Here is an 18550-nt window from a genome sequence, read left to right as displayed (position 1 = left end):
ATTATCGTGTATTATCGTTAATTCGTGTTTATTAGTATTTCAAGCGGTTTATGATGATGCACGATTTTTTTATTCTCGTGTAATATTGTTTTTTTACCGTCTATTTCTGCCAAAATCCACACTAAATGTCCACTTTTTTTAGGAAAGATTATTGATTATAAGCTATTTAAAAATTTGTTTGTAAAAAAGTATCCACTTTTTAAAAAGTTATAACATTATTCTTCTTTTTAATAATATCTGTGCTTGGTAAATCAAAAGCACTTTCAAATATGTTTCTACTGTCTTCAACTGCGTGTATATATTTTTGTGCAGATTCTATACTGTAATCTCCCAGATGTTTAGCTATACTTGGTAAAGGTACATTAGCATAAGCTAGCAGTGTTGCGCTTGTATGCCTCAACCCATAAGGTGGGATGTATCTTAAGTCATGCTGTTTACAAAACTTACACCAAAAGTCTCTGAATTTTCCTCTAGTCCAATGAGATCCATTGTCTAGTGTAAAAACATAATTTTCTTCAAATGGGATCTTTAACTTTAGCTTAGCATATTTCATCTTTTCATTGTTTTTGTGAATTTGAAGAAGTGAAATTGCATAATCAGTTAAAATAGATGTCCTTACATTTTCATTCTTTGTGCTCTTATAAATATATCCTTTACTTGTAGATGCCAATGACTTATCTACCAGAATTTCTTTTCTATCAAAGCTTACTTTGTTCCAAATCAATCCCATAATTTCTGCAGGTCTAAAACCACATACATAGGATAGGACAAAATAAGTTAATTTATCGACAGGAGCGTATTCTGATAGCTTTTCTAAGTTTTCTCTTATTTCTCCTGGTGTATAGAACTTAGAGACTGATAGAGGTCTATTAGGAACGCTGACTTGGATTTTATTAGTTGGATTTTTATCCATCACTTCTCTATCAACACAATCTTCAAATATTGCTTTTAAAACTGTTAAGTAATGCTTCTTAGTTTTTTGTGCCAATGGTTTGCCATTAGTTTTTTTAACATTGTCTAACATAGAAAAAAACTTTTTAACATCCAATTCGCTTATATTTTTAATTTTTTTCTTAGAAAAATAATCGTAAGTCCTATTTTCTAAGTATCTTACATACCAGTCGATAGTGTTTTGCTCACGCTTCTTATTTTTTATAAATATCTTTTCAAAATAATCTTTTAAATTTAAGTCTCCAGGATTGGAAACCTCATTTAATTCTTTATCTACCTCTCTTTCTAGTTCGGCTTCCTTGGTAAATAACAAAGCATCTAGTTGTCTACCAGTAAGTTCGGTTTCTAGGGTCAAGGTTTTTGTTTTCCTTGCGCCTGTGCTATAATCTTTCTTATCAATTCGTATTTGGTAGCGATCGCCACCTAAGTCTTTGATTGCCATTTTTGCCTCCTAATTTGGACACAAAAAATCAATCAATAGAATTAATTAAACAAATGTGGTATAATTATTTTGCAAAGGTAAAAGCGTTATTTATAACACTTTATTAGGGGATGTGTTTTACACGTCTCCTATTTTTTTATGGTTATTTATTTAATACATATTCAAAATTTCCGTCCCAATCTCTAACATATACTGGGCTATCTTTTATTTTTAGTTGATAGCCAATAACAGCTTCTACAGTTGCACCTGGTTTCACTTGTACATCAGATGCATCAACAAGGTCTGGTTTATAGTCTTCAGGGAAAAGACCATTTGCACCATCAAGCAATTCTATAGTTTTATCAGTTTCTTGTTCTCCTTTTAGTGGAGTACCAAACCAAGGATCAACGGCTTCATCAGTTTTATTTGTAAATTCTATTGTTAATGCGACAATGTCAACATTCTCATCATATTGGCTTTTTAGAAATTCGTAATTTTTGATAACGACTTTTGCTGATTCATCTTCAAAGATGTTACTTTCTTTTGATGATATTTGTTTGTTCTCAGTGGATTCAACAACACTATTTTGATTTTCCTTTGGAGTCTCATTTTTTACCTCGTTTGTCTTTCCACCACAAGCTGTTAAAAGTAATGCGATAGATCCAACAGCTAAAACATTCCTAATATTTTTATTCATTTTATTTTCTCCTTTCTATTTATATAAACCTTTAAAGTTTATCCTAATTTAAAGTACCATTTCTTATTTTGGTAATTAATTTCCTTGTAAAAAGTTCGTCATGATACATTTTCCCCATCCTAGTGTTTATCATTTCGGCACTTACACAGAAAGTATTTTTAATAACTTTTTGATTGTTTGTTTTATAAAAATTTTTATATTTTATTGGTAACAATAGATTCTGTGCAAATATATCTGCTTGTTGTTCCCATATTCCCTTTTTATCGGAGCTATGCATAAGAATGTAATTGTCTACATATATATGATGGTACAAAAATATGTGTCCTATTTCATGGGCTATGGTAAACCTATATCTTTCATAACATTTATTTTTCAATTCTGGGTTGTACATAATAAAGAAGTTATTCCCATCTTTTATAGTAAATCCATCTTTTGAAATTGACATGAAAGTTTGAAATTTATCTGCAGGATAGGGTATCAAATACCAACTTTTTTCTCTACATAATTTTTCAAGGTTAGTATTAACTCCAATTTTATTTTCATGTGAAAATTGCATTATTTTATAGTATAAATAATCTTTGCTTTTCCAATTCAATCACATCACCCAATATTATTAGTTTTCTTAAATTCGTCTATAACATTTTTTACAACTTGTAATTGCTCTTTTGTCAAACTATTAGCATCACGAGCAAGTAATAGGGTTTCAGAATCTTCTTCAGGTTCTTTTCCAGTTAGCAAATAATCCATTGATGTTCCAAGAATTATTGCGGCTCTTTGAAGTTTATCAGCTGCAGGAATTGACGTATTCCATCTTCTAACACTACCGTTGCCTAAGTCAGCCTTTCGTTCTAATTCAGCTACAGTCAAGCCTTGTCTGTAACACAAGTCTTTTACCCTTTCTAGTATATCCATAAAGCACCTCGTTTTAGCGGCACTAAATAAATGGAAAATATTCTAAAATAATTATTGACAAATGGAAAATATTCCAATATACTTAAATTAAGCTAAAGATTTAAGCATAAATTTAGCACCTAAATTTTATAAAAATAAGTTTAAGATTATGATTTCCAAGCCATTAATCAGTGTTATTTTTATGCTTAAATATTAGCATATTTTACAAATAAATGCAAATGAAATTGTAAAATTTTACATTTTAAAAGGTAGGTGAGATTATGACATTTAACTATTTAACGCTAGAAGAAAAAATCCTTGTTGCAATGAAACGAAAGGGTTATACGTATCAAAAGTTAGCTGATGAGATAGGAATTAGTCTTGGTTATACCTATGACATTATCAAAGGTAATCGAACTAATAACGAAAGATTAGAACAAATATTAAAAATTTTAGAGATTTAAATTAATAGGTTCAAAAAATTAATCTTTAGAAGGATTAAACAAATGTGGTGATTTGATGATTGAACTAGAAAAGAAATTAGATGAGATTATAAATCTTTTAGAAAACGCAAATCAAAGTGTATATGACTTTGACGGAGCGTGTGAATATTTGAAGTGTAAAGACACGTATTTAAGGGGGCAAATAAAGCAAGGAAAAATAAGATACAAGCTAAAGGGCAGAGATTATCTTTTTAAAAAAGAATGGTTAGACGATTGGATGGAGGTGTAGTGATGATAAAGGTTAATAAATACAATTTGTCATTAATGTTAAGACGTGGTTTAGGAATTGTAATCTTATTTATCATTGGCACATGGGCCTTTGGATTTGCAATTAAATTAATTTGCTATCTCTTATATGAAGGCACAAATGTGATTGATAAGTTTTTTGGATTATTAGTGAGGTAAGGTGGAAGAATGAAAAGGTTAAAAGGCAGGATCACATACGAATGTGAAATAGAAATAAAAGACGAGGAATTAGAAACAGTCCAACAGAGAGTAGATGATAAAAGTAATGAAGAGTTAATCAAAGAGGGATTAAACGAAATGTTTTTTTTTGCTGATGATGGCAGAATGGAGTCTTGCAAATTAATTGATGTAAAATTTGAGGTCACAGATTAGAAATGAAAGCTTATAGATTTAATATCCTTGCTTATGAAGAAATTGACATTAAAGCAGAGAATCAAGAAAATGCAGAGGAAATAGCTCAAGAATACTGGGATAAAAATTTTAGAAGTATGTTTGGCGGTGTTGAGTTTGTGGAAGTGGTGACGGATTGAAGGAATTAACAGTCATATATGAAAAATCAATAAAAGATAAAGGTAGAGACTCCTATCTCAAAGCTATTAAAAAGCAAATACCAGGCGCAAGGATAATTGATGTTGAAAACATTCCAAATATATCAATGGATAAAATCCTTGTACTAAAACCAATGAATGATAGGGACTATGAAAACATTAAAACATTTTTGAGTTATAACAAAGCTTGCGATATTGAGGGAATAGGAAGTGGGAAATTAACTATCACTGCTGAAGCTATCATGAGAGTTATAGGAGATGTCAAAGGAAGGACAGTTGTAATAATTAATCAATCCAATGTCCTTGGAATCCCATTGGCAAAAGAACTGATAGACCAGGGAGGAAGTGTTATAAGTCTCAATTCATCTTATCCATGTTTGGATAATTTGTTGACTATGACTGATGTTGATATTTTGATATCTGCAAGTGGTCAAGATGAGTTTGAGATGGACAGGGAACTTACAAGAATGATTGATATTAAAGTGGACTTATCGGATGACCTTGAAGATCCAATTAAAATTACAAAGGTTCCTACTTTGGAAGTATTGAAAGAGAGGTTGGAGAAGTGAAAACAAAAAGGGAATTATTAAACAACATCTTAGTAGCAGAAGAACTATTAAAAGATATTAAAGAAGATTTTATAAGAGCAACAAAAAATGAAGATGATGACGAAGTTTATTTATATTACAACACAAGGCAAATAAACAGAAACAGAATAACAATAAACGAAAAATTAAAAGACTTGGAGCGTTACCAATGAGAAACAATCCTGATTACTACAGAATAAACGGTCAAGATACATTGGACACTATCGTTTCAATCGTTGAAAACAACAATTTATCAATTAAAGAAAGCATACTTCTTTTCAACACTCTTAAATACCTTGTTAGATTTAACAATAAGGGTGGATATCATGACTTGGTAAAAGCTAAAGACTACTTAGAAAGAATGATGGAAGTATATGAAAAGGAAGATGAGAAAGAATGAAAACATTAGAAGAATTAAATCAATATATAGAGAGATGGGCTCATGAAAGAAAACTTGATAAAGAAGCAACTAAGGAAGCCCAATCTGTTAAGACTGCTGAAGAGTTTGCTGAACTTATCATAGGGATCTCGAAGAATAAAGATGACTTGATAAAAGACAGTATCGGTGATGTCTATGTAACTTTAATTGTTGGGAACTTAGTCCAAAATAAGGTGGACTTGGTGGAAATCTACAAGAAAGCAGAGAAAGACTTTAAGGATATTAGATACTCTTTCCAAAAGGGTGATAAAAGAAACATGATTAAGGCAATCGCATCTTGTATGAGGGAAATTGCTACTATAGGTTACACAGAGAATTCTATTGGAATGACTGTTATGAATTTGATGGGAATTGCTAACTTATATTCATTAACTTTAAACGAATGCGTTGAAGCTGCTTACAAAGAAATAGCTAACAGAAAAGGAAGAATTATTAACGGACAGTTTGTCAAACAAGAGGATTTACCATGTTAAAAGCAAATAAAAAAGTCCTGCCACCATGCAAAGTTACAGGACTGAAACAAAATGTTTATTTGATTAATTATATCACGCTAATTATGAAAGTAAAAGGTGATGACTTATTTATATAAAATCTAATACCACTGTTGCATTCGATGATGATTTTAGACAATCAGTTAGTGATTTAGTAAAACTTATGGGAACTCAAATGTATATTGCCGAACTGTGTGGAATAAAACCAGCCGTAATATCTTCAGTTATAAATAAAAGGGTTAAATCAATTCCAAAGAATGCTTATAAAAAATTAAGTAATCTTTTTGGTAAATCAAAGGACGAAATAATACAGATAGAAAAAGAATTAATAGTAGAAGTTAGAAAAGAAGATGAGATAAAAAAGAAAGAAGAGATCCTCAAGGAAGCAAAATTAATAAACGACAGAAAAAATAGACTTGCTTCAATGGAAGTTGGAAAGAAATATAAGGTTTCATTTAATTTTAATATTAAAAAATCAAAAGGTAAAAATGAGGTTTTAAGTGGAAGGTTAATTGAAAAACACGATAGATTGTTTGTATTTCAAAGTTTAAATTATAAGTTTTCAGCTACTGTGCATGAAATAGCTTACGGAATAGTGAAGATTGAGGAGATAAAAAAGTGAAATTAAAACAATTATATTCAGAGTTTATAAAAATATATATGAGTAAAGATGGACGAATTGTAAAAGCTGATTTTGAAGATGAGAATGAAAAATTTGATTGGTTTACTGATGGTTATTCTATTTGGGCAATACCTAAAGACCATCCATTTAACTTAAAAATTCAGGACTTAACTTTTTATAAAAACGTTAGAAAACCTGGGCTAGAGGTTGTAAAAGTTTCTAAGTTACCAAGTCTAGAACACAGGGATCTTTTAAAACTAGAAACAAGTGATGAAAATGTCTACATGTATGTAGATGAGAAGAAACTCAAATGGTATGACAAGGGTTTTGAACTAAAGATCTACAGCTTTTGTAATGATGTTTACAGAAATATTTGTCAGGTTTATGAAGATGATGAACTTAGAGGTTTAATTTTAGGAGTGAGAGTTAATGAAGAAGGATAATGTTAGTCCAGCTGTGATATTAAATGACGAGATTAATTCTAATCTAGAATTTGCACTCAAAAGTGTCATTAATGAATGGTATTTCCTAGAAGATATGCAAGAGATAATTTGCAATGAACAAGATAATGAGAACTATAAGAGACAGAAATGTTTTGAATATTTTTATAAAAATTTAAAAGATTATTTATTTGTTGATAATTCTTTTCTCATGGATCTCATGAAAGAAAGTACAGGTGAGACTTATTGATTACAAGATTATATCAAGTGGAAGTAAGGGCAATGCAGTAATTATTGATGACATGTTATTTGACTGTGGTGTTAGTTATAACAAGCTGAAAGATCAATTATATGACATCAAATATCTTTTTGTCACTCACAGACACAGTGACCATTTACATGTTAAGACTTTTCAAAAGATAGTTAAGGACTTTCCAAGGATAAAGACAATTGGAAATTATGATGTGGCAAGATTAGTTCATATTGATGAGATGGTGGGAGATGTTACCAAGATTAAGTTAAAAGATAGAATTATTGAGTCTTTTCCATGTGTACATGACGTTCCTTGCCATGGATTTGTAGTAACAAAAGATGATAAAAAGCTTATTTATGCTACTGATACTCAATCCCTGGAACATGCGCCAAAGGTTAAATATGATTATTTATTTATTGAGTCCAACTATGATGAGAAGAAAATTGAACTTATAAGAAATAAATCAAAAAAGCTTTATGGTTACGATGCTTGGCAAGGTGCCATGAGACATTTGAGCAGTCAAAAGAGTAGAGTTTTCTACTTCATGAATAGGAAAGATAGAGAAAGTTTATATGTTGAACTCCACAAGAGTTCTAGGTTTTATTGAGGTAAAAAATTATGAATGAATTAAAAGAGTTAGATAATTTAAAAATTGAATTACAAGTTGGATCTATTGATTTTCCAGAGTATGACAACTTATTGGCACAAGCTACCGAAGTTGCAGAATATTTAAAAACTTTAGAAGTTAATGAGAATAATATCAAGGAAAATAAAAAGATACTAGCTAAAGCAAATAAAGCAATCAAGGAATTAAATGATAGAAGAATCAAAATCAAGATGGCAATTTTAGAGCCATATGATGAGTTTGCTAAAAAAGTTAAAAATATAGAAAAAATTGTAAAAGAAGCTGATGAACTTGTAAGAAGTCAAGTAAGGTATCTTGAAGAAAAAGAAAGAGAAGAAAAGAAAGCGCAGATCCAAGAAATTTGGGATAAGAGAATCGGTGCTTATGAGTATGCAAAAGTAATGACTTTTGTTGACTTCCTGGAAAGTAAGCATCTTAACAAAACTACTACTTTGAAAAAAGTAGAAGAAGAAATGGTTGAAACTCTTGAAAAGTGGGAGAAAGACTTGAAACTGTTATCAGGTATGGAAGATGCTAAAGAACTTATTCGTGCTTATACTTTTTCACAAGACGTTACCGAAGCTATGAATCATGTAGCAATTGATAAAGAAGCAGTTAAACGACAAGAAGAAATATTAAAAAATGAAGATTTAAAAGTTAAGAAGATCTTTATATTTAAGATTAAAGATGAAAAAGATGCAAAGTTAGCTGAAATGTTGTTAAAAGAAAATAATATTGAATTTGATATGGAGGAAATGTAATGTTAAGAGAAAAATTAGAATTAGTTGAAGTTGTTTATGAAAATGAAAAGAAAAAAGCAGTTTTAAGATTTTTAGATATGGAAGCTGGAGAGATTTTAGAAGTTAATTTCAATCGTCAAGATTATAAAGATGGAAACTTTGTCGACAGTGAAGAGAAAGCTACCAAAGTTGATGAATGGTGTAAGGAATACTTTGATACAGATTATGATAATCTTTCCAGTAGAGTTGGTGACAAGTTTGATGTTTGGACTTATGAAAAGTTTAATTCAATGTGGGAAGCTGAAGTAATAGAAAAATTTGACAAAGAAGACCAAGGTAAAATTTTTGAAACCACAATTGAATCTGTTACTGATGATGGACAAAAGATTTCTATTAAGTACAAGTATAAAGATAAATTGCATGAAACAAAGATGCAGTACAGTGATTATGTAGAAAGCATTAAAAAATGGTTCGTAAATCCACAAAAACAAAGAAAGCAATATAAAAAGTTTGAAGAAAAGTTCGGTATACCACTAGAAAAAGCTGAAGAAATTGTTGGAAAAAAGATTATGGTAGAAATTAAAGTAGCATTTAAAAAATATGCTTATGGTGATATAAAAACTCCAGAGTGGGCTTAAGGTGTTACTATGAAAGACTTGTATTTTTATGACGTGGAAGTCTTTAAGTACAATTCTCTAGTAGTTTTTAAAAATATAGATGGTGAAACTATTAAGATATACTCTTCTAGTCTTGACGGACTAGGAGAGTATATTGATAAAGGTTTGATTAATTCTGTAGGCTTCAATGGACTAGAGGATTTTATAAGAGATAAAACCTTAATTGGTTACAATAATTATCATTATGATGATTACATTATTCAAGCAATGATTGACTCTGCATTAGATAATAAGACCTTAGAAGAAAGGCAGAGAGTCATCAAGTCATGGAATGACAGTATCATCAACAAAAAATCCACAATAAACATGAAAAAAGTATCATGTTGTAAGACTATTGACTGTATGCAACAAATTGACGTATCAAGACCTGGACTTAAAAAAATTGAAGGCAATATGGGAATGAGTATTGTTGAATCCGATGTTGATTTTAATATTGATAGACCGCTTACTCCAGGGGAAAATCTTGAGACTGTAAAGTACTGTGAATATGATGTTAAAGCGACGATTGAAGTTTTTAAAATGAGACATGAATATTTTTCCAGTAAAGATGCACTGGTTAACATGATTGGGGATAAGAACTTACAAGAAAAAGCTTATAAGTGGAATACTACATCAATTGTTGGTCAACTCTTAAGATCTAAGGATAAATTGAGACAGGGTTTACATGTTAAAGATGAGTTTATGGACTATGTCGACGAGGAAGTCAAAAACATGTGGAGTGAGTTATCTCATTCAATTGATTTTAAGTTTAAAAAAAGAAAAGTCGTTATTGAAGAATTTGACAATGTTATTGAGTTTGGTTGGGGTGGACTTCACGGTGCGCCCAAGGGATTTATTAAGGCTGATAATGTAAGGTTGATGGATGTTAACTCCATGTATCCTAATATTTTGATAAATCTCAATGGTTTAAGGGATAAGACCTTAGAATATCAAAGGATTTTAAAGTATAGGCTTGAACTTAAACATGCAGGAAAAAAGAAAGAACAAGCACCTTATAAGTTGATTTTAAATTCAACTTATGGACTTTTAAACAATAAGTATTCCCAACTTAATAATCCTCATTTGGCATACAGTATCTGCGTGAATGGTCAGATTGCTGTATATGAACTTGCAAGACGACTTGCGAATGTTGGTGCACAGGTTATTAATATCAATACTGATGGTGTGGCATATAGCTTAATTGGTAATGCTGACATGAGAGTCAAAGAAGAATGGGAAAAGGAATTTAATTTGACTCTTGGGGTAGATTATTTTAAACACTGGATTCAAAAGGATGTAAATAATTATATTGCAGTTACAGATAAGGACCAGGTTAAGGTTAAAGGCGGAGATGTTAATAAATATCATGATAACAGGTTCTTTGCCAATAATGATATTAGGATAACTCACATTGCTCTTGTTGATTTTCTTGTTTATGGTAAAAGAATTGATGAAACTTTGACAGAGAATATTAATAATCCACTTTTATTTCAATATATCTTGCAAGCAGGTGGAACTTACAAAGGAGTAGTGAGAGCAGATGAGCCCGATAGGTTATTATCAACTAAAATCAATCGTGTTTTTGCTTGTAAGGGTAAAGGCATAGAAATCTTAAAAAAACGTCAAGATGACGGTCTAGTGAAGTTTGCCGACACTCCAAAGAGTATGTACTTGTATAATGATGACTTAAAAGACTTTGACGAGTTTAAAGATGTTGTAGATCTACAGTGGTACTACAATTTGATACAAAAAAATTTAAAGAGATGGGAATAAAAGAAATATTAGACGAGGTGGAAGAGTGACAATTGATTTAAACGATTTAATAAGTCGTAAAAGAATAAGATTTGAACTTGGCGAATCTACTATGCCGAAAAAATATAGAGATTTTTGCTTGCGAGTGATAGATGATAAAAGCTTGACACCAACAGTAGATATAAACACACCACAAGAAGATTTTAGAGATTGGATTGTCGATAATTGGGAAACCGCTGTTTTTGAATGTATTGGATTTGTATTAGAAACAATGATAGTTGACGCTAAAAAGGATATGACCGATATAGTGGATAGAGATGAAACAGTAGATTTTATTTCAGAAAGAGTAAAAGAGGGATTGTTAAACGTATTAGACACATATGAGGTGGAATTATGAAAAAATATTTAGTTATAGAGTATTTTGACACATACCCTGAAAATAAATTCTATTTTGACAGCAAAGAAGAAGCAGAAAAATTCCTTGAGAAAAAAAGAATAACTAATATGAGATATTTAATAACATACGAATACAGAGGAATTGTTGAGGTGGAATTATGAAAAAATCAGCAGTTGAGAGTTTTTTAGGGGAAAAAGTAAAGGTTAAATGTTATGACAATGATGAGTATATAGGGATATTAGAAAAAGGAACTTGTTATGAAGGGGGATATTACCACTGTAAGCAAGAACAAAATGGGCGTGACAATCACTGGTTTAGAAGTAGTCACATTAAGTCTATGAGGAGAGAAGTATGAAGCAGTTTAAGATAACTTTTAATTTGAAAACAGATGATACTTGGGTCAATGGAGATGTCAAAGACATGATTGAAGTAGTTTTAAACCCTGTTTATGACTCAGAGGGGTTTAGTGCTAGTGATTTAAGTGTAGTAGAAATAGAGGTGGAAGAATGAAAACTAAGGAACTAACTCTTAAAGATAAGGTTAAAGGCTTTATTATACTGAATTACCACGGTATGGACTTTGAAATTAAATACTTAAAAAAAGAGTATGAACTTGGAAAAATATCAAAAGATTATCTGGACGGATATTTAAAAGGGGTTACAGATTTTAAAGATAATTTAATTAAAGCAGATATGAGCATTATAAAGTGAATGAGAAGGACTTATAAATCCACCTTGAAACAATGAAAAGGGGGTGAGAGTTTGTATGTAGAATTTGAAAAAGGAAAAAAGTATTCTAACGAATTGGCCGATGTGTCCGACTTTCATGATAAATTTGATGATGCGGGTTGGGTCCTAGAAGATAGTGACTATGTTATTGATGTGGACCATCTTCCGAAGGATATTATTAAAAAATTAATTGTTACTTTTGATATAAAGACTCAAACAGTTTGGACTGATAGAGGAGTACACTTTTATTTTAAGAAACCTAGTAATTTTAAAAGAGGGGCTAATAGAGTTAGTCCCTTAGGTTTTGAGTATGAGATAAAACATAGTGGGAACACTAAGGCAGTTACTATAAAAAGAAATGGGAAATTAAGAGAGATTGACAACGAAGGTATAAGGGAAGATGCGCCGTTTATTTTTAATAGTAATAAAAAGTATGATGTCTTATATGGTATGTCTGAAGGTGAAGGTAGAAATAATAGTCTCTTCAAGTTGAGAAATCAGATAGCAGACACTAAGGACTGGAGAAAGATTATAACTTTTGTTAATGAGAATATCTTTGCAGAGCCTTTATCGCCAGATGAACTTGAGACTATAACAAGGGAAATGGTGGTTACTGCTGAAAAGGATAATGAGTATGAGATTGCTACATGGTTACTCAATGATTTGAATTTTATTCAGTATGGGCAGAGGTATTATTTTAAATATGCTGATGATTATGCTTTTGAAGAGTCCTTGCTGCAAAAGAAAGTATTTGAAAGAGTTGGACGACAAAAAACAAGATATGTGGATGAAGTTATAAAACAGATGAAGTATAGGTGTAAGAAGATAGACCAAGGGGAAATATTTGACATTAGGTTTAGGAATGGCTTTCTAAGAGATGGTAAATTCAGAGAATTAATTCTTGATGAGTTCACACCTTATCAGATTGACATTGATTATGACGAAAACGCTGAAGTAGTTGAAGATGTTGATAAATATATTTGTCATCTTACTGGTGGAGATGAGGAATATAGGAAGTTGTTATTTGAGATACTAGGACATACGCTTATTGTAGATCCAGAGTTTAAAAGACTGCTTGCCAAGTTTTTTATCTTTGTTGGTGATGGTGGTAATGGTAAGGGAACTTTGTTACAGATTATCAAGACTATTTTAAATCCAAAGAATGTCAGTGGAATGTCTATCACTGAACTTACTGATGAAAGGTATTTACCCAACTTCAAGGGTAAGCTTGCGAATCTTGGTGATGATATTCAAGACCAGGCTATTAATGACAAGGACATGAAAGCTTTAAAGAATTTATCAACTTGTGATTTTATTTCTACAAGGGAGTTATATAAGAACGCTGAAGATATGTTTTTTACGGGATCTTTGATATTTACTTCTAATCATATTTTGAAGTCATGGGAAAAAGGGGAGTCTTATAAGAGAAGAGTTTTATGGTTACCTATGTATACTAAGGTTAAGAAAAAGGATCCAAAGTTTATTACTAAGCTTACTAATGAAAAGGCTTTGAGATATTGGGTTAGGCTGATGGTCGAAGGATATAAACGCTTATATTCTCAAGGAAAGTTTACTGAATCTGAAAAAGTGAACGACTTTAATGAAAAATATCACAGAGAGAATAATCCTGCACTTGATTATATTGACGGTATGACAAAAGAGGACTTCGAAGGTAAACCTATTAAGGATGTTTATGATGACTATGAGCAATGGTGCGAGGACAATGCGGTCAATTTTAATAGGAATATGATTGGGGATACTTTGCAGGATATGTTTGGTTTGGTAAAAAGAGTCAAACGTATTAATGGTAAGACTGCGAGATGCTTTACCCTCACTGAATAATTATTGTTGTCAAGTGTTACAAAACAAGAATAAGATAATTCCAACGTTTGAATGGATTTTTTAAATTAATTTGTAACACTTTGTAACATTTTGTAACATTTTATACCTTTCAAAGTATTGCAATTACTATATTCTTTATTTTTGTTACAAAATTTAAAGAAATTTTATTAAAACTTTTTTGTAAATTACTCACTCACACGAACGAGTAATATAATATAAAAAACTTTTAGTGATCATTTTGTAACACACTAGATTTTGGATTAGAAAGTTGTAATATCAACAAACTTGAGTGTTACAAATAAAAAATGTAATTTTGTAACATTTGATTACAGGAGATGCGAATGACAAAAAAAAAAAGAACTGAAAGAAAGTGAGAGATGATGATTTGAGCAGAGATTATCAAAGAAAAATTAATAACAGATATAAACTTCCAAAAGCTATCTATCATCAAACTCTTTGGATAATTAGAGATTATGAACGAATAAAAAGAGAACTGGAAAACTCTTTAACTTGTTCTAATTCTGGTAGTGATATTAACTTCTTTATAAAAACTAATTATGTGGGGGACCCTGTATTAAATAAAGTTATAAAAAGAGATAGATACATTAATTATGTTACAATTATAGAGAAGTCTTTGGATATTATTCCAACTGAATATCAAAAAGGAGTTTGGGATAATATAACAAAATATAAAGCTTACCCTCTAGATGCAGATAGATCTACTTACGGTCGTTACAAAAGTAAATTTATCCATGAGGTTGCAGAAAGGTTTGATTTAATATGACAGAAAGTTTAAGTGAATACTATGCTAGAAGAGATGGAATAAAATCAGAAAGAGGTCCCGGAAGAGGCAGAAAAGATGGAGCGATTATTTATTTAATACCTTGTAGTGAGTGTGGAGCAATAATAAAAAGGCAAATTTATAATGGCGATAAAGTTTATCTTTGTCCTATATGTAAACGTAACGAAGCCAGGAAAAAGAAAGCTTATGAAGACAAATATATAGATGTTGAAACTAAGTGGGAGAAAAGATTTAATTCAGCCGTAGAAAAAATTAGTAAGCAAGTGAAAAACTTTGATGATTATGAAGAAGCAATAAGATTAGCAAGGACCAGGTTAAATGATTATGATAGTATTCCAGAAGCAATGGTTGCTATAGAACTTGTTAGATTAGGCCATTTGGTCATACCTCAACAAAAGATTGGTAGATATAAAGTAGACTTTGCTTTAAAAGATATCAAGACCGTTATAGAAATTGATGGAGAATTATATCATAAGAATATTTACAAGGATGACAGGGAAGCAACAATACAACTTTGCTTAGGTTTTGATTGGAAAATAGTTCATATACCAGCTTCTTTTATTTCAAAAGATATTCAAAAGTTAGAAGAGATAATATCAAAATTTGGTAATGTTGCAACACCGGGGAAATAATTTTATGTTTTAATATAAGCTAGGAAGAGTTTAGAGATAGAGAGATAGGACATGTTTACCTCCTTTCAAATTTGCCAAAAGTGATGACCATTTAATTTTCTTTTACTTATCTTGTCTATCTGTAGGTTAGCGTGTGTAACCTTATGGAGGGCACGCGTTGGGAAGTACATACATTGATTAGGCTAGGGGTGGGAAGCTGGTATGTAAAACAATATTAAACTTGATATTTCAAATGAAGGGCACTTAGTTAAGCTAGGTGTCTTTTACTTTATAAGGATTGATAAAATGAGAACTGATAGACAAGGGCCACATCGTGCAGCCTTTGAAAGGAATAAGAAAAGATTACTTAAGTCAGAGAACGTCTGTGGCATTTGTGGTAAGCCTATTGATATGAGTCTTAAGGCTCCACATCCAATGAGCCCATGCATAGACCACATCATTCCAGTATCTAAAGGTGGACATCCAAGTGATATAGACAACTTGCAGTTGGCACATTGGACTTGTAACAGGCAAAAGTCAGACAAGCTACTGAAAGAAAGAGACACATTTAAAAGTGATGTTATTTCAAACAGAAACTTACCTTTGTCCACAGACTGGACACAATATAAGGGGGCATAACTCCCTCTCCCTTAGCTCGCCGGGAGTTCGGCCGTCACTGTACATTTTTTCTCGCGAAAGGTTGACAATATAACCATAAAAACAAAAAAATAAGAAAGGAGTTGGTGAAATGATTGAAGATATGAGAAAGAAACTTGAAAATCACAAACAAAGAGTAGATATAAAATACAAACTTTATGATTCAAAGTATCAAGACCAGGATATTGGAATAACAATTCCACCAAGTATAAGACAAAAGTATAGAGCAGTCTTAGGTTGGTGCTCAAAGGCAGTAGATTCACTGGCTGATAGACTTGTTTTTAAAGAATTTCAAAATGACAACTTTAATTTAAATGAGATCTTTAATCTTAACAATCCAGACGTATTCTTCGATTCTGCAATATTATCTGCACTTATAGGTTCATGCTGTTTTGTCTACATTTCCAAAGAAAATGGAAAAGCAAGATTACAAATAATCGAAGGATCCAACGCAACTGGAGAAATAGATCCAATAACCGGACTACTTAAAGAGGGTTACGCAGTTTTAGACAGAGATAAAAACGGTAAGGCGATTTTAGAAGCTTACTTCTTGCCAGATAGAACAATAATCTATGCAGATGACAAAGTAGTAAATGTAATTGAAAACCCTACAAATGTTCCTGCGCTTGTACCAATTATTCATAGACCAGATGCAGTAAGACCTTTTGGTAGAAGTAGAATAACAAGACCTGCAATTTATTTTCAACAACACGCAAAGAGAACTTTAGAAAGGGCAGATATCACAGCAGAGTTTTACTCATTCCCGCAAAAGTACATTGTGGGTTTATCTCAAGATGCTGAGCCAATGGAGAAATGGAAGGCAACAATATCAAGTTTCTTGCAATTTACAAAAGATGCTGATGGAGATAGTCCAAAGTTGGGGCAATTTACACAGCCTTCAATGAGTCCTTTTACTGAACAACTAAGAACTCTTGCATCTGGCTTTGCTGGAGAAACAGGGCTTACACTTGATGACCTAGGTTTTGTTACAGACAATCCATCTAGTGCTGAAGCAATAAAAGCAAGTCATGAAACCTTAAGAATTGCCGCAAGAAAAGCCCAAAGGTGTTTTGGAAGCGGATTCTTAAATGTCGGCTATGTTGCAAGGTGTATAGAAGATGATTTCCCATACTTGAGAAATCAATTTTATCTAACAAAACCAAAGTGGTATCCAGTATTTGAACCAGATGTTGCAACCCTATCAGGAATTGGAGATGCAGCAATAAAAATTAATCAAGCAATTCCAGGATACTTTGATAAAGATAGCCTTTCTGAATTAACGGGAATAAATCATGAATAAAGATATAGTTCCTGAACTTTTAGAAAAGATTCAAAATGAATTTAAAAATAAAACTGAAAAAAGTAAAGTTTTGAAAAAGAAAATACTTGCTCTTAAAGCTGGTAAAGCCACACACCTTGATTCTAACGAGTTTGCAATTGAAGTTGGGAATATATTAGCTGATGTTTTTAAAAATGAAATCACAGAGGATGTACTTCCTGATAATAAAATGTATTACAACATTGCTAAAAGACTTATTGAACCCAATATGAAAAGTAATTATGATATAGTAAGCGATTATTCAAGAAATGTCCAAGAGGTTTTAAATAAAAAATCTAATATTTCATTAAAAGCTATTAAACCCGAATTAAATCAAGACAGAATAGATGGGATAGTCAACAAAATGTGTGAATATGATGACTTCAAAGAGGGTAAATGGTTACTAGAAGAACCAATAAAAAACTTTACACAAAGTATAGTTGATGACACAATTAAAACAAACGCTGATTTTCAATATAAATCAGGTTTAACTCCTAAGATAGTGAGAAAAGAAGTCGGCAGTTGTTGTGACTGGTGTAAAGAAGTTGTAGGAGTTTATGAATATCCTGATGTTCCAAAGGATGTTTATAGAAGACACAGATTCTGCAACTGCACAGTTGATTATTTACCTGGAAACGGTAAGAAGCAAGATGTATGGTCTAAAAAATGGACCAATATAAATAAAGATGATAAAATAAAAGCAAGAAAAGAATTTTCTGAAAAGCCCAAAACTTTGACTAAAGACAACTTGTTTACAGATGACTTTAAAAAAGGTTCGGGGAAAAATTATCCTATAAAATTTATTGGTTCAGACCATGTTAAATTTGATAGTCAGAAAGTTGAAAATGTTATTGTTATAGCTGGACAAGGGGTAAAAACTCCAATAAGAGATGCTCCAAGATTAGAAAGTTTTTATAGGCATCCCAAAAATAAATGGCAAAAAATTAGTGGTACTACAAAAATAAAATTTAAAGGAAAAACATTAAAAGCAGAAATACATTGGTATGAGGCAAATGGCCAGAGAGAAGAAATTAAATTAAAGAGGATTTTTGAAGATGAAAGTTAAATATTTAGGGAAGAGTGAGGGAATCTCACTTACAAAAAATAAAATTTATGAATCTTTAGGGTTTGAAAAAGGATTTATAAGGATAATCGATGACACGGGTGAAGATTATTTATATGATCCAGAAAAATTTGAAATAATAGAAGATTAACAGCACACTGACAACAAAATGTTGGATGTGCTTTTTTAGTGGAAATAATCGTAAATAATCGTGAGTTAATCGTGTAAAAATCACACGCAAATTCACACGATTAATTTTATAAAAGGAGT

The 18550-nt window shown here is 31.3% G+C and carries 32 protein-coding genes; 28 read left to right on the top strand and 4 right to left on the bottom strand.

The window, feature by feature from the left end; genetic code table 11:
- Positions 1-199: 199 nt before the first annotated feature.
- The 4 genes from RH95_RS08130 to RH95_RS08115 all read right to left on the bottom strand — a co-directional run bounded on the left by RH95_RS08130 (position 200) and on the right by RH95_RS08115 (position 2981).
- Positions 200-1393, bottom strand: a complete 1194-nt coding sequence (locus RH95_RS08130; RefSeq protein ID WP_010247867.1) for a tyrosine-type recombinase/integrase — start codon at positions 1391-1393, stop codon at positions 200-202.
- A gap of 142 nt (positions 1394-1535) precedes the next feature.
- The gene (locus RH95_RS08125; RefSeq protein WP_010247864.1) at positions 1536-2069 is read right to left on the bottom strand and encodes a DUF5067 domain-containing protein; all 534 of its coding nucleotides are present in this window, start codon (positions 2067-2069) and stop codon (positions 1536-1538) included.
- Between the two features lie 43 nt (positions 2070-2112).
- On the bottom strand, positions 2113-2664 hold the full coding sequence (locus RH95_RS08120) for an ImmA/IrrE family metallo-endopeptidase (protein ID WP_010247861.1): 552 nt from the start codon (positions 2662-2664) through the stop codon (positions 2113-2115).
- A 5-nt stretch (positions 2665-2669) separates the two neighbouring features.
- A complete protein-coding gene (locus tag RH95_RS08115; protein ID WP_010247858.1) occupies positions 2670-2981 on the bottom strand; it encodes a helix-turn-helix domain-containing protein in 312 nt (103 codons plus the stop codon).
- A 260-nt stretch (positions 2982-3241) separates the two neighbouring features.
- On the opposite strand from RH95_RS08115, the gene RH95_RS08110 reads away from it, so the two are divergent.
- The 28 genes from RH95_RS08110 (at position 3242) to RH95_RS09585 (ending at position 18431) form a co-directional block, all read left to right on the top strand.
- Positions 3242-3424 (top strand): helix-turn-helix domain-containing protein, encoded by a 183-nt coding sequence (locus RH95_RS08110; protein ID WP_010247855.1) that lies wholly within the window; start codon positions 3242-3244, stop codon positions 3422-3424.
- Between the two features lie 55 nt (positions 3425-3479).
- Positions 3480-3692, top strand: coding sequence for an excisionase family DNA-binding protein (locus tag RH95_RS08105; RefSeq protein WP_010247852.1), 213 nt, complete (start codon positions 3480-3482; stop codon positions 3690-3692).
- Positions 3693-3694: 2 nt separating this feature from the next.
- Positions 3695-3868: a hypothetical protein gene (locus RH95_RS09525; protein ID WP_235777724.1), complete on the top strand. Its 174-nt coding sequence runs from the start codon at positions 3695-3697 to the stop codon at positions 3866-3868.
- 9 nt (positions 3869-3877) lie between these two features.
- Positions 3878-4081, top strand: coding sequence for a hypothetical protein (locus RH95_RS08100; protein ID WP_010247850.1), 204 nt, complete (start codon positions 3878-3880; stop codon positions 4079-4081).
- Positions 4082-4083: 2 nt separating this feature from the next.
- The gene (locus tag RH95_RS09600; RefSeq protein WP_158309973.1) at positions 4084-4239 is read left to right on the top strand and encodes a hypothetical protein; all 156 of its coding nucleotides are present in this window, start codon (positions 4084-4086) and stop codon (positions 4237-4239) included.
- Positions 4236-4826 (top strand): Rossmann-fold NAD(P)-binding domain-containing protein, encoded by a 591-nt coding sequence (locus RH95_RS08095; protein ID WP_010247847.1) that lies wholly within the window; start codon positions 4236-4238, stop codon positions 4824-4826. Before RH95_RS09600 ends, RH95_RS08095 begins: the two co-directional genes overlap by 4 nt.
- The gene (locus RH95_RS08090; RefSeq protein WP_010247844.1) at positions 4823-5017 is read left to right on the top strand and encodes a hypothetical protein; all 195 of its coding nucleotides are present in this window, start codon (positions 4823-4825) and stop codon (positions 5015-5017) included. Before RH95_RS08095 ends, RH95_RS08090 begins: the two co-directional genes overlap by 4 nt.
- Positions 5014-5244, top strand: coding sequence for a DUF3310 domain-containing protein (locus RH95_RS08085; protein ID WP_010247841.1), 231 nt, complete (start codon positions 5014-5016; stop codon positions 5242-5244). The genes RH95_RS08090 and RH95_RS08085 overlap by 4 nt, the downstream gene beginning before the upstream one ends.
- Complete coding sequence (locus RH95_RS08080; protein WP_010247837.1) at positions 5241-5756, top strand: MazG-like family protein; 516 nt, start codon at positions 5241-5243, stop codon at positions 5754-5756. The genes RH95_RS08085 and RH95_RS08080 overlap by 4 nt, the downstream gene beginning before the upstream one ends.
- A 181-nt stretch (positions 5757-5937) precedes the next feature.
- On the top strand, positions 5938-6396 hold the full coding sequence (locus RH95_RS08075; RefSeq protein WP_158309972.1) for a hypothetical protein: 459 nt from the start codon (positions 5938-5940) through the stop codon (positions 6394-6396).
- On the top strand, positions 6393-6839 hold the full coding sequence (locus RH95_RS08070) for a hypothetical protein (protein WP_010247831.1): 447 nt from the start codon (positions 6393-6395) through the stop codon (positions 6837-6839). The genes RH95_RS08075 and RH95_RS08070 overlap by 4 nt, the downstream gene beginning before the upstream one ends.
- Positions 6826-7086: a hypothetical protein gene (locus tag RH95_RS08065; RefSeq protein WP_010247828.1), complete on the top strand. Its 261-nt coding sequence runs from the start codon at positions 6826-6828 to the stop codon at positions 7084-7086. The genes RH95_RS08070 and RH95_RS08065 overlap by 14 nt, the downstream gene beginning before the upstream one ends.
- The gene (locus RH95_RS08060) at positions 7073-7696 is read left to right on the top strand and encodes an MBL fold metallo-hydrolase (protein WP_010247825.1); all 624 of its coding nucleotides are present in this window, start codon (positions 7073-7075) and stop codon (positions 7694-7696) included. The genes RH95_RS08065 and RH95_RS08060 overlap by 14 nt, the downstream gene beginning before the upstream one ends.
- An 11-nt stretch (positions 7697-7707) precedes the next feature.
- Positions 7708-8475: a DUF1351 domain-containing protein gene (locus RH95_RS08055; RefSeq protein WP_010247822.1), complete on the top strand. Its 768-nt coding sequence runs from the start codon at positions 7708-7710 to the stop codon at positions 8473-8475.
- Positions 8475-9092, top strand: a complete 618-nt coding sequence (locus RH95_RS08050) for a hypothetical protein (protein WP_010247820.1) — start codon at positions 8475-8477, stop codon at positions 9090-9092. The genes RH95_RS08055 and RH95_RS08050 overlap by 1 nt, the downstream gene beginning before the upstream one ends.
- A gap of 9 nt (positions 9093-9101) precedes the next feature.
- Positions 9102-10883, top strand: coding sequence for a phage DNA polymerase (locus tag RH95_RS08045; protein WP_010247814.1), 1782 nt, complete (start codon positions 9102-9104; stop codon positions 10881-10883).
- 25 nt (positions 10884-10908) lie between these two features.
- A complete protein-coding gene (locus tag RH95_RS08040; RefSeq protein WP_010247811.1) occupies positions 10909-11259 on the top strand; it encodes a hypothetical protein in 351 nt (116 codons plus the stop codon).
- Positions 11256-11420, top strand: coding sequence for a hypothetical protein (locus RH95_RS09595; protein ID WP_158309971.1), 165 nt, complete (start codon positions 11256-11258; stop codon positions 11418-11420). Before RH95_RS08040 ends, RH95_RS09595 begins: the two co-directional genes overlap by 4 nt.
- A complete protein-coding gene (locus RH95_RS08035) occupies positions 11417-11614 on the top strand; it encodes a hypothetical protein (protein WP_010247808.1) in 198 nt (65 codons plus the stop codon). The genes RH95_RS09595 and RH95_RS08035 overlap by 4 nt, the downstream gene beginning before the upstream one ends.
- A complete protein-coding gene (locus RH95_RS09590; RefSeq protein WP_158309970.1) occupies positions 11611-11769 on the top strand; it encodes a hypothetical protein in 159 nt (52 codons plus the stop codon). Before RH95_RS08035 ends, RH95_RS09590 begins: the two co-directional genes overlap by 4 nt.
- Positions 11766-11969 carry a hypothetical protein gene (locus RH95_RS08030; protein WP_010247804.1) on the top strand — a complete coding sequence of 68 codons (204 nt, stop codon included), beginning with the start codon at positions 11766-11768 and terminating at the stop codon, positions 11967-11969. Before RH95_RS09590 ends, RH95_RS08030 begins: the two co-directional genes overlap by 4 nt.
- A gap of 51 nt (positions 11970-12020) precedes the next feature.
- The gene (locus RH95_RS08025; protein ID WP_010247801.1) at positions 12021-13829 is read left to right on the top strand and encodes a DNA primase family protein; all 1809 of its coding nucleotides are present in this window, start codon (positions 12021-12023) and stop codon (positions 13827-13829) included.
- 370 nt (positions 13830-14199) lie between these two features.
- Entirely contained in the window at positions 14200-14613 is a 414-nt protein-coding gene (locus RH95_RS08020) for a hypothetical protein (protein WP_026038619.1), read from the top strand.
- Positions 14610-15263, top strand: coding sequence for a DUF559 domain-containing protein (locus tag RH95_RS09255; RefSeq protein WP_010247795.1), 654 nt, complete (start codon positions 14610-14612; stop codon positions 15261-15263). Before RH95_RS08020 ends, RH95_RS09255 begins: the two co-directional genes overlap by 4 nt.
- Before the next feature lie 285 nt (positions 15264-15548).
- Positions 15549-15881, top strand: coding sequence for an HNH endonuclease (locus tag RH95_RS08010; protein WP_010247793.1), 333 nt, complete (start codon positions 15549-15551; stop codon positions 15879-15881).
- A gap of 109 nt (positions 15882-15990) precedes the next feature.
- Positions 15991-17199 carry a phage portal protein gene (locus tag RH95_RS08005; protein WP_010247790.1) on the top strand — a complete coding sequence of 403 codons (1209 nt, stop codon included), beginning with the start codon at positions 15991-15993 and terminating at the stop codon, positions 17197-17199.
- On the top strand, positions 17192-18283 hold the full coding sequence (locus RH95_RS09520; protein WP_010247788.1) for a hypothetical protein: 1092 nt from the start codon (positions 17192-17194) through the stop codon (positions 18281-18283). Before RH95_RS08005 ends, RH95_RS09520 begins: the two co-directional genes overlap by 8 nt.
- Positions 18267-18431, top strand: coding sequence for a hypothetical protein (locus RH95_RS09585; protein ID WP_155803731.1), 165 nt, complete (start codon positions 18267-18269; stop codon positions 18429-18431). Before RH95_RS09520 ends, RH95_RS09585 begins: the two co-directional genes overlap by 17 nt.
- Positions 18432-18550: the final 119 nt, after the last annotated feature.

This window comes from Peptoniphilus rhinitidis 1-13, assembly GCF_000246925.1.
Lineage (GTDB): Bacteria > Bacillota > Clostridia > Tissierellales > Peptoniphilaceae > Peptoniphilus_A > Peptoniphilus_A lacydonensis.
Note: the sequence above shows the minus strand (reverse complement) of the source record. Positions and strands in the feature narration are given on the sequence as shown.

Coding starts and splice junctions, on each gene's coding strand:
- RH95_RS08005 (WP_010247790.1), top strand. CDS start 15,991: ATGATTGAAGATATGAGAAAGAAACTTGAAAATCACAAACAAAGAGTA.
- RH95_RS08110 (WP_010247855.1), top strand. CDS start 3,242: ATGACATTTAACTATTTAACGCTAGAAGAAAAAATCCTTGTTGCAATG.
- RH95_RS08010 (WP_010247793.1), top strand. CDS start 15,549: ATGAGAACTGATAGACAAGGGCCACATCGTGCAGCCTTTGAAAGGAAT.
- RH95_RS09520 (WP_010247788.1), top strand. CDS start 17,192: ATGAATAAAGATATAGTTCCTGAACTTTTAGAAAAGATTCAAAATGAA.
- RH95_RS09525 (WP_235777724.1), top strand. CDS start 3,695: ATGATAAAGGTTAATAAATACAATTTGTCATTAATGTTAAGACGTGGT.
- RH95_RS08085 (WP_010247841.1), top strand. CDS start 5,014: ATGAGAAACAATCCTGATTACTACAGAATAAACGGTCAAGATACATTG.
- RH95_RS08030 (WP_010247804.1), top strand. CDS start 11,766: ATGAAAACTAAGGAACTAACTCTTAAAGATAAGGTTAAAGGCTTTATT.
- RH95_RS08130 (WP_010247867.1), bottom strand. CDS start 1,393: ATGGCAATCAAAGACTTAGGTGGCGATCGCTACCAAATACGAATTGAT.
- RH95_RS09590 (WP_158309970.1), top strand. CDS start 11,611: ATGAAGCAGTTTAAGATAACTTTTAATTTGAAAACAGATGATACTTGG.
- RH95_RS08115 (WP_010247858.1), bottom strand. CDS start 2,981: ATGGATATACTAGAAAGGGTAAAAGACTTGTGTTACAGACAAGGCTTG.
- RH95_RS08035 (WP_010247808.1), top strand. CDS start 11,417: ATGAAAAAATCAGCAGTTGAGAGTTTTTTAGGGGAAAAAGTAAAGGTT.
- RH95_RS08105 (WP_010247852.1), top strand. CDS start 3,480: ATGATTGAACTAGAAAAGAAATTAGATGAGATTATAAATCTTTTAGAA.
- RH95_RS08100 (WP_010247850.1), top strand. CDS start 3,878: ATGAAAAGGTTAAAAGGCAGGATCACATACGAATGTGAAATAGAAATA.
- RH95_RS08055 (WP_010247822.1), top strand. CDS start 7,708: ATGAATGAATTAAAAGAGTTAGATAATTTAAAAATTGAATTACAAGTT.
- RH95_RS08065 (WP_010247828.1), top strand. CDS start 6,826: ATGAAGAAGGATAATGTTAGTCCAGCTGTGATATTAAATGACGAGATT.
- RH95_RS08075 (WP_158309972.1), top strand. CDS start 5,938: ATGGGAACTCAAATGTATATTGCCGAACTGTGTGGAATAAAACCAGCC.
- RH95_RS09600 (WP_158309973.1), top strand. CDS start 4,084: ATGAAAGCTTATAGATTTAATATCCTTGCTTATGAAGAAATTGACATT.
- RH95_RS08045 (WP_010247814.1), top strand. CDS start 9,102: ATGAAAGACTTGTATTTTTATGACGTGGAAGTCTTTAAGTACAATTCT.
- RH95_RS09595 (WP_158309971.1), top strand. CDS start 11,256: ATGAAAAAATATTTAGTTATAGAGTATTTTGACACATACCCTGAAAAT.
- RH95_RS08080 (WP_010247837.1), top strand. CDS start 5,241: ATGAAAACATTAGAAGAATTAAATCAATATATAGAGAGATGGGCTCAT.
- RH95_RS08125 (WP_010247864.1), bottom strand. CDS start 2,069: ATGAATAAAAATATTAGGAATGTTTTAGCTGTTGGATCTATCGCATTA.
- RH95_RS09255 (WP_010247795.1), top strand. CDS start 14,610: ATGACAGAAAGTTTAAGTGAATACTATGCTAGAAGAGATGGAATAAAA.
- RH95_RS08050 (WP_010247820.1), top strand. CDS start 8,475: ATGTTAAGAGAAAAATTAGAATTAGTTGAAGTTGTTTATGAAAATGAA.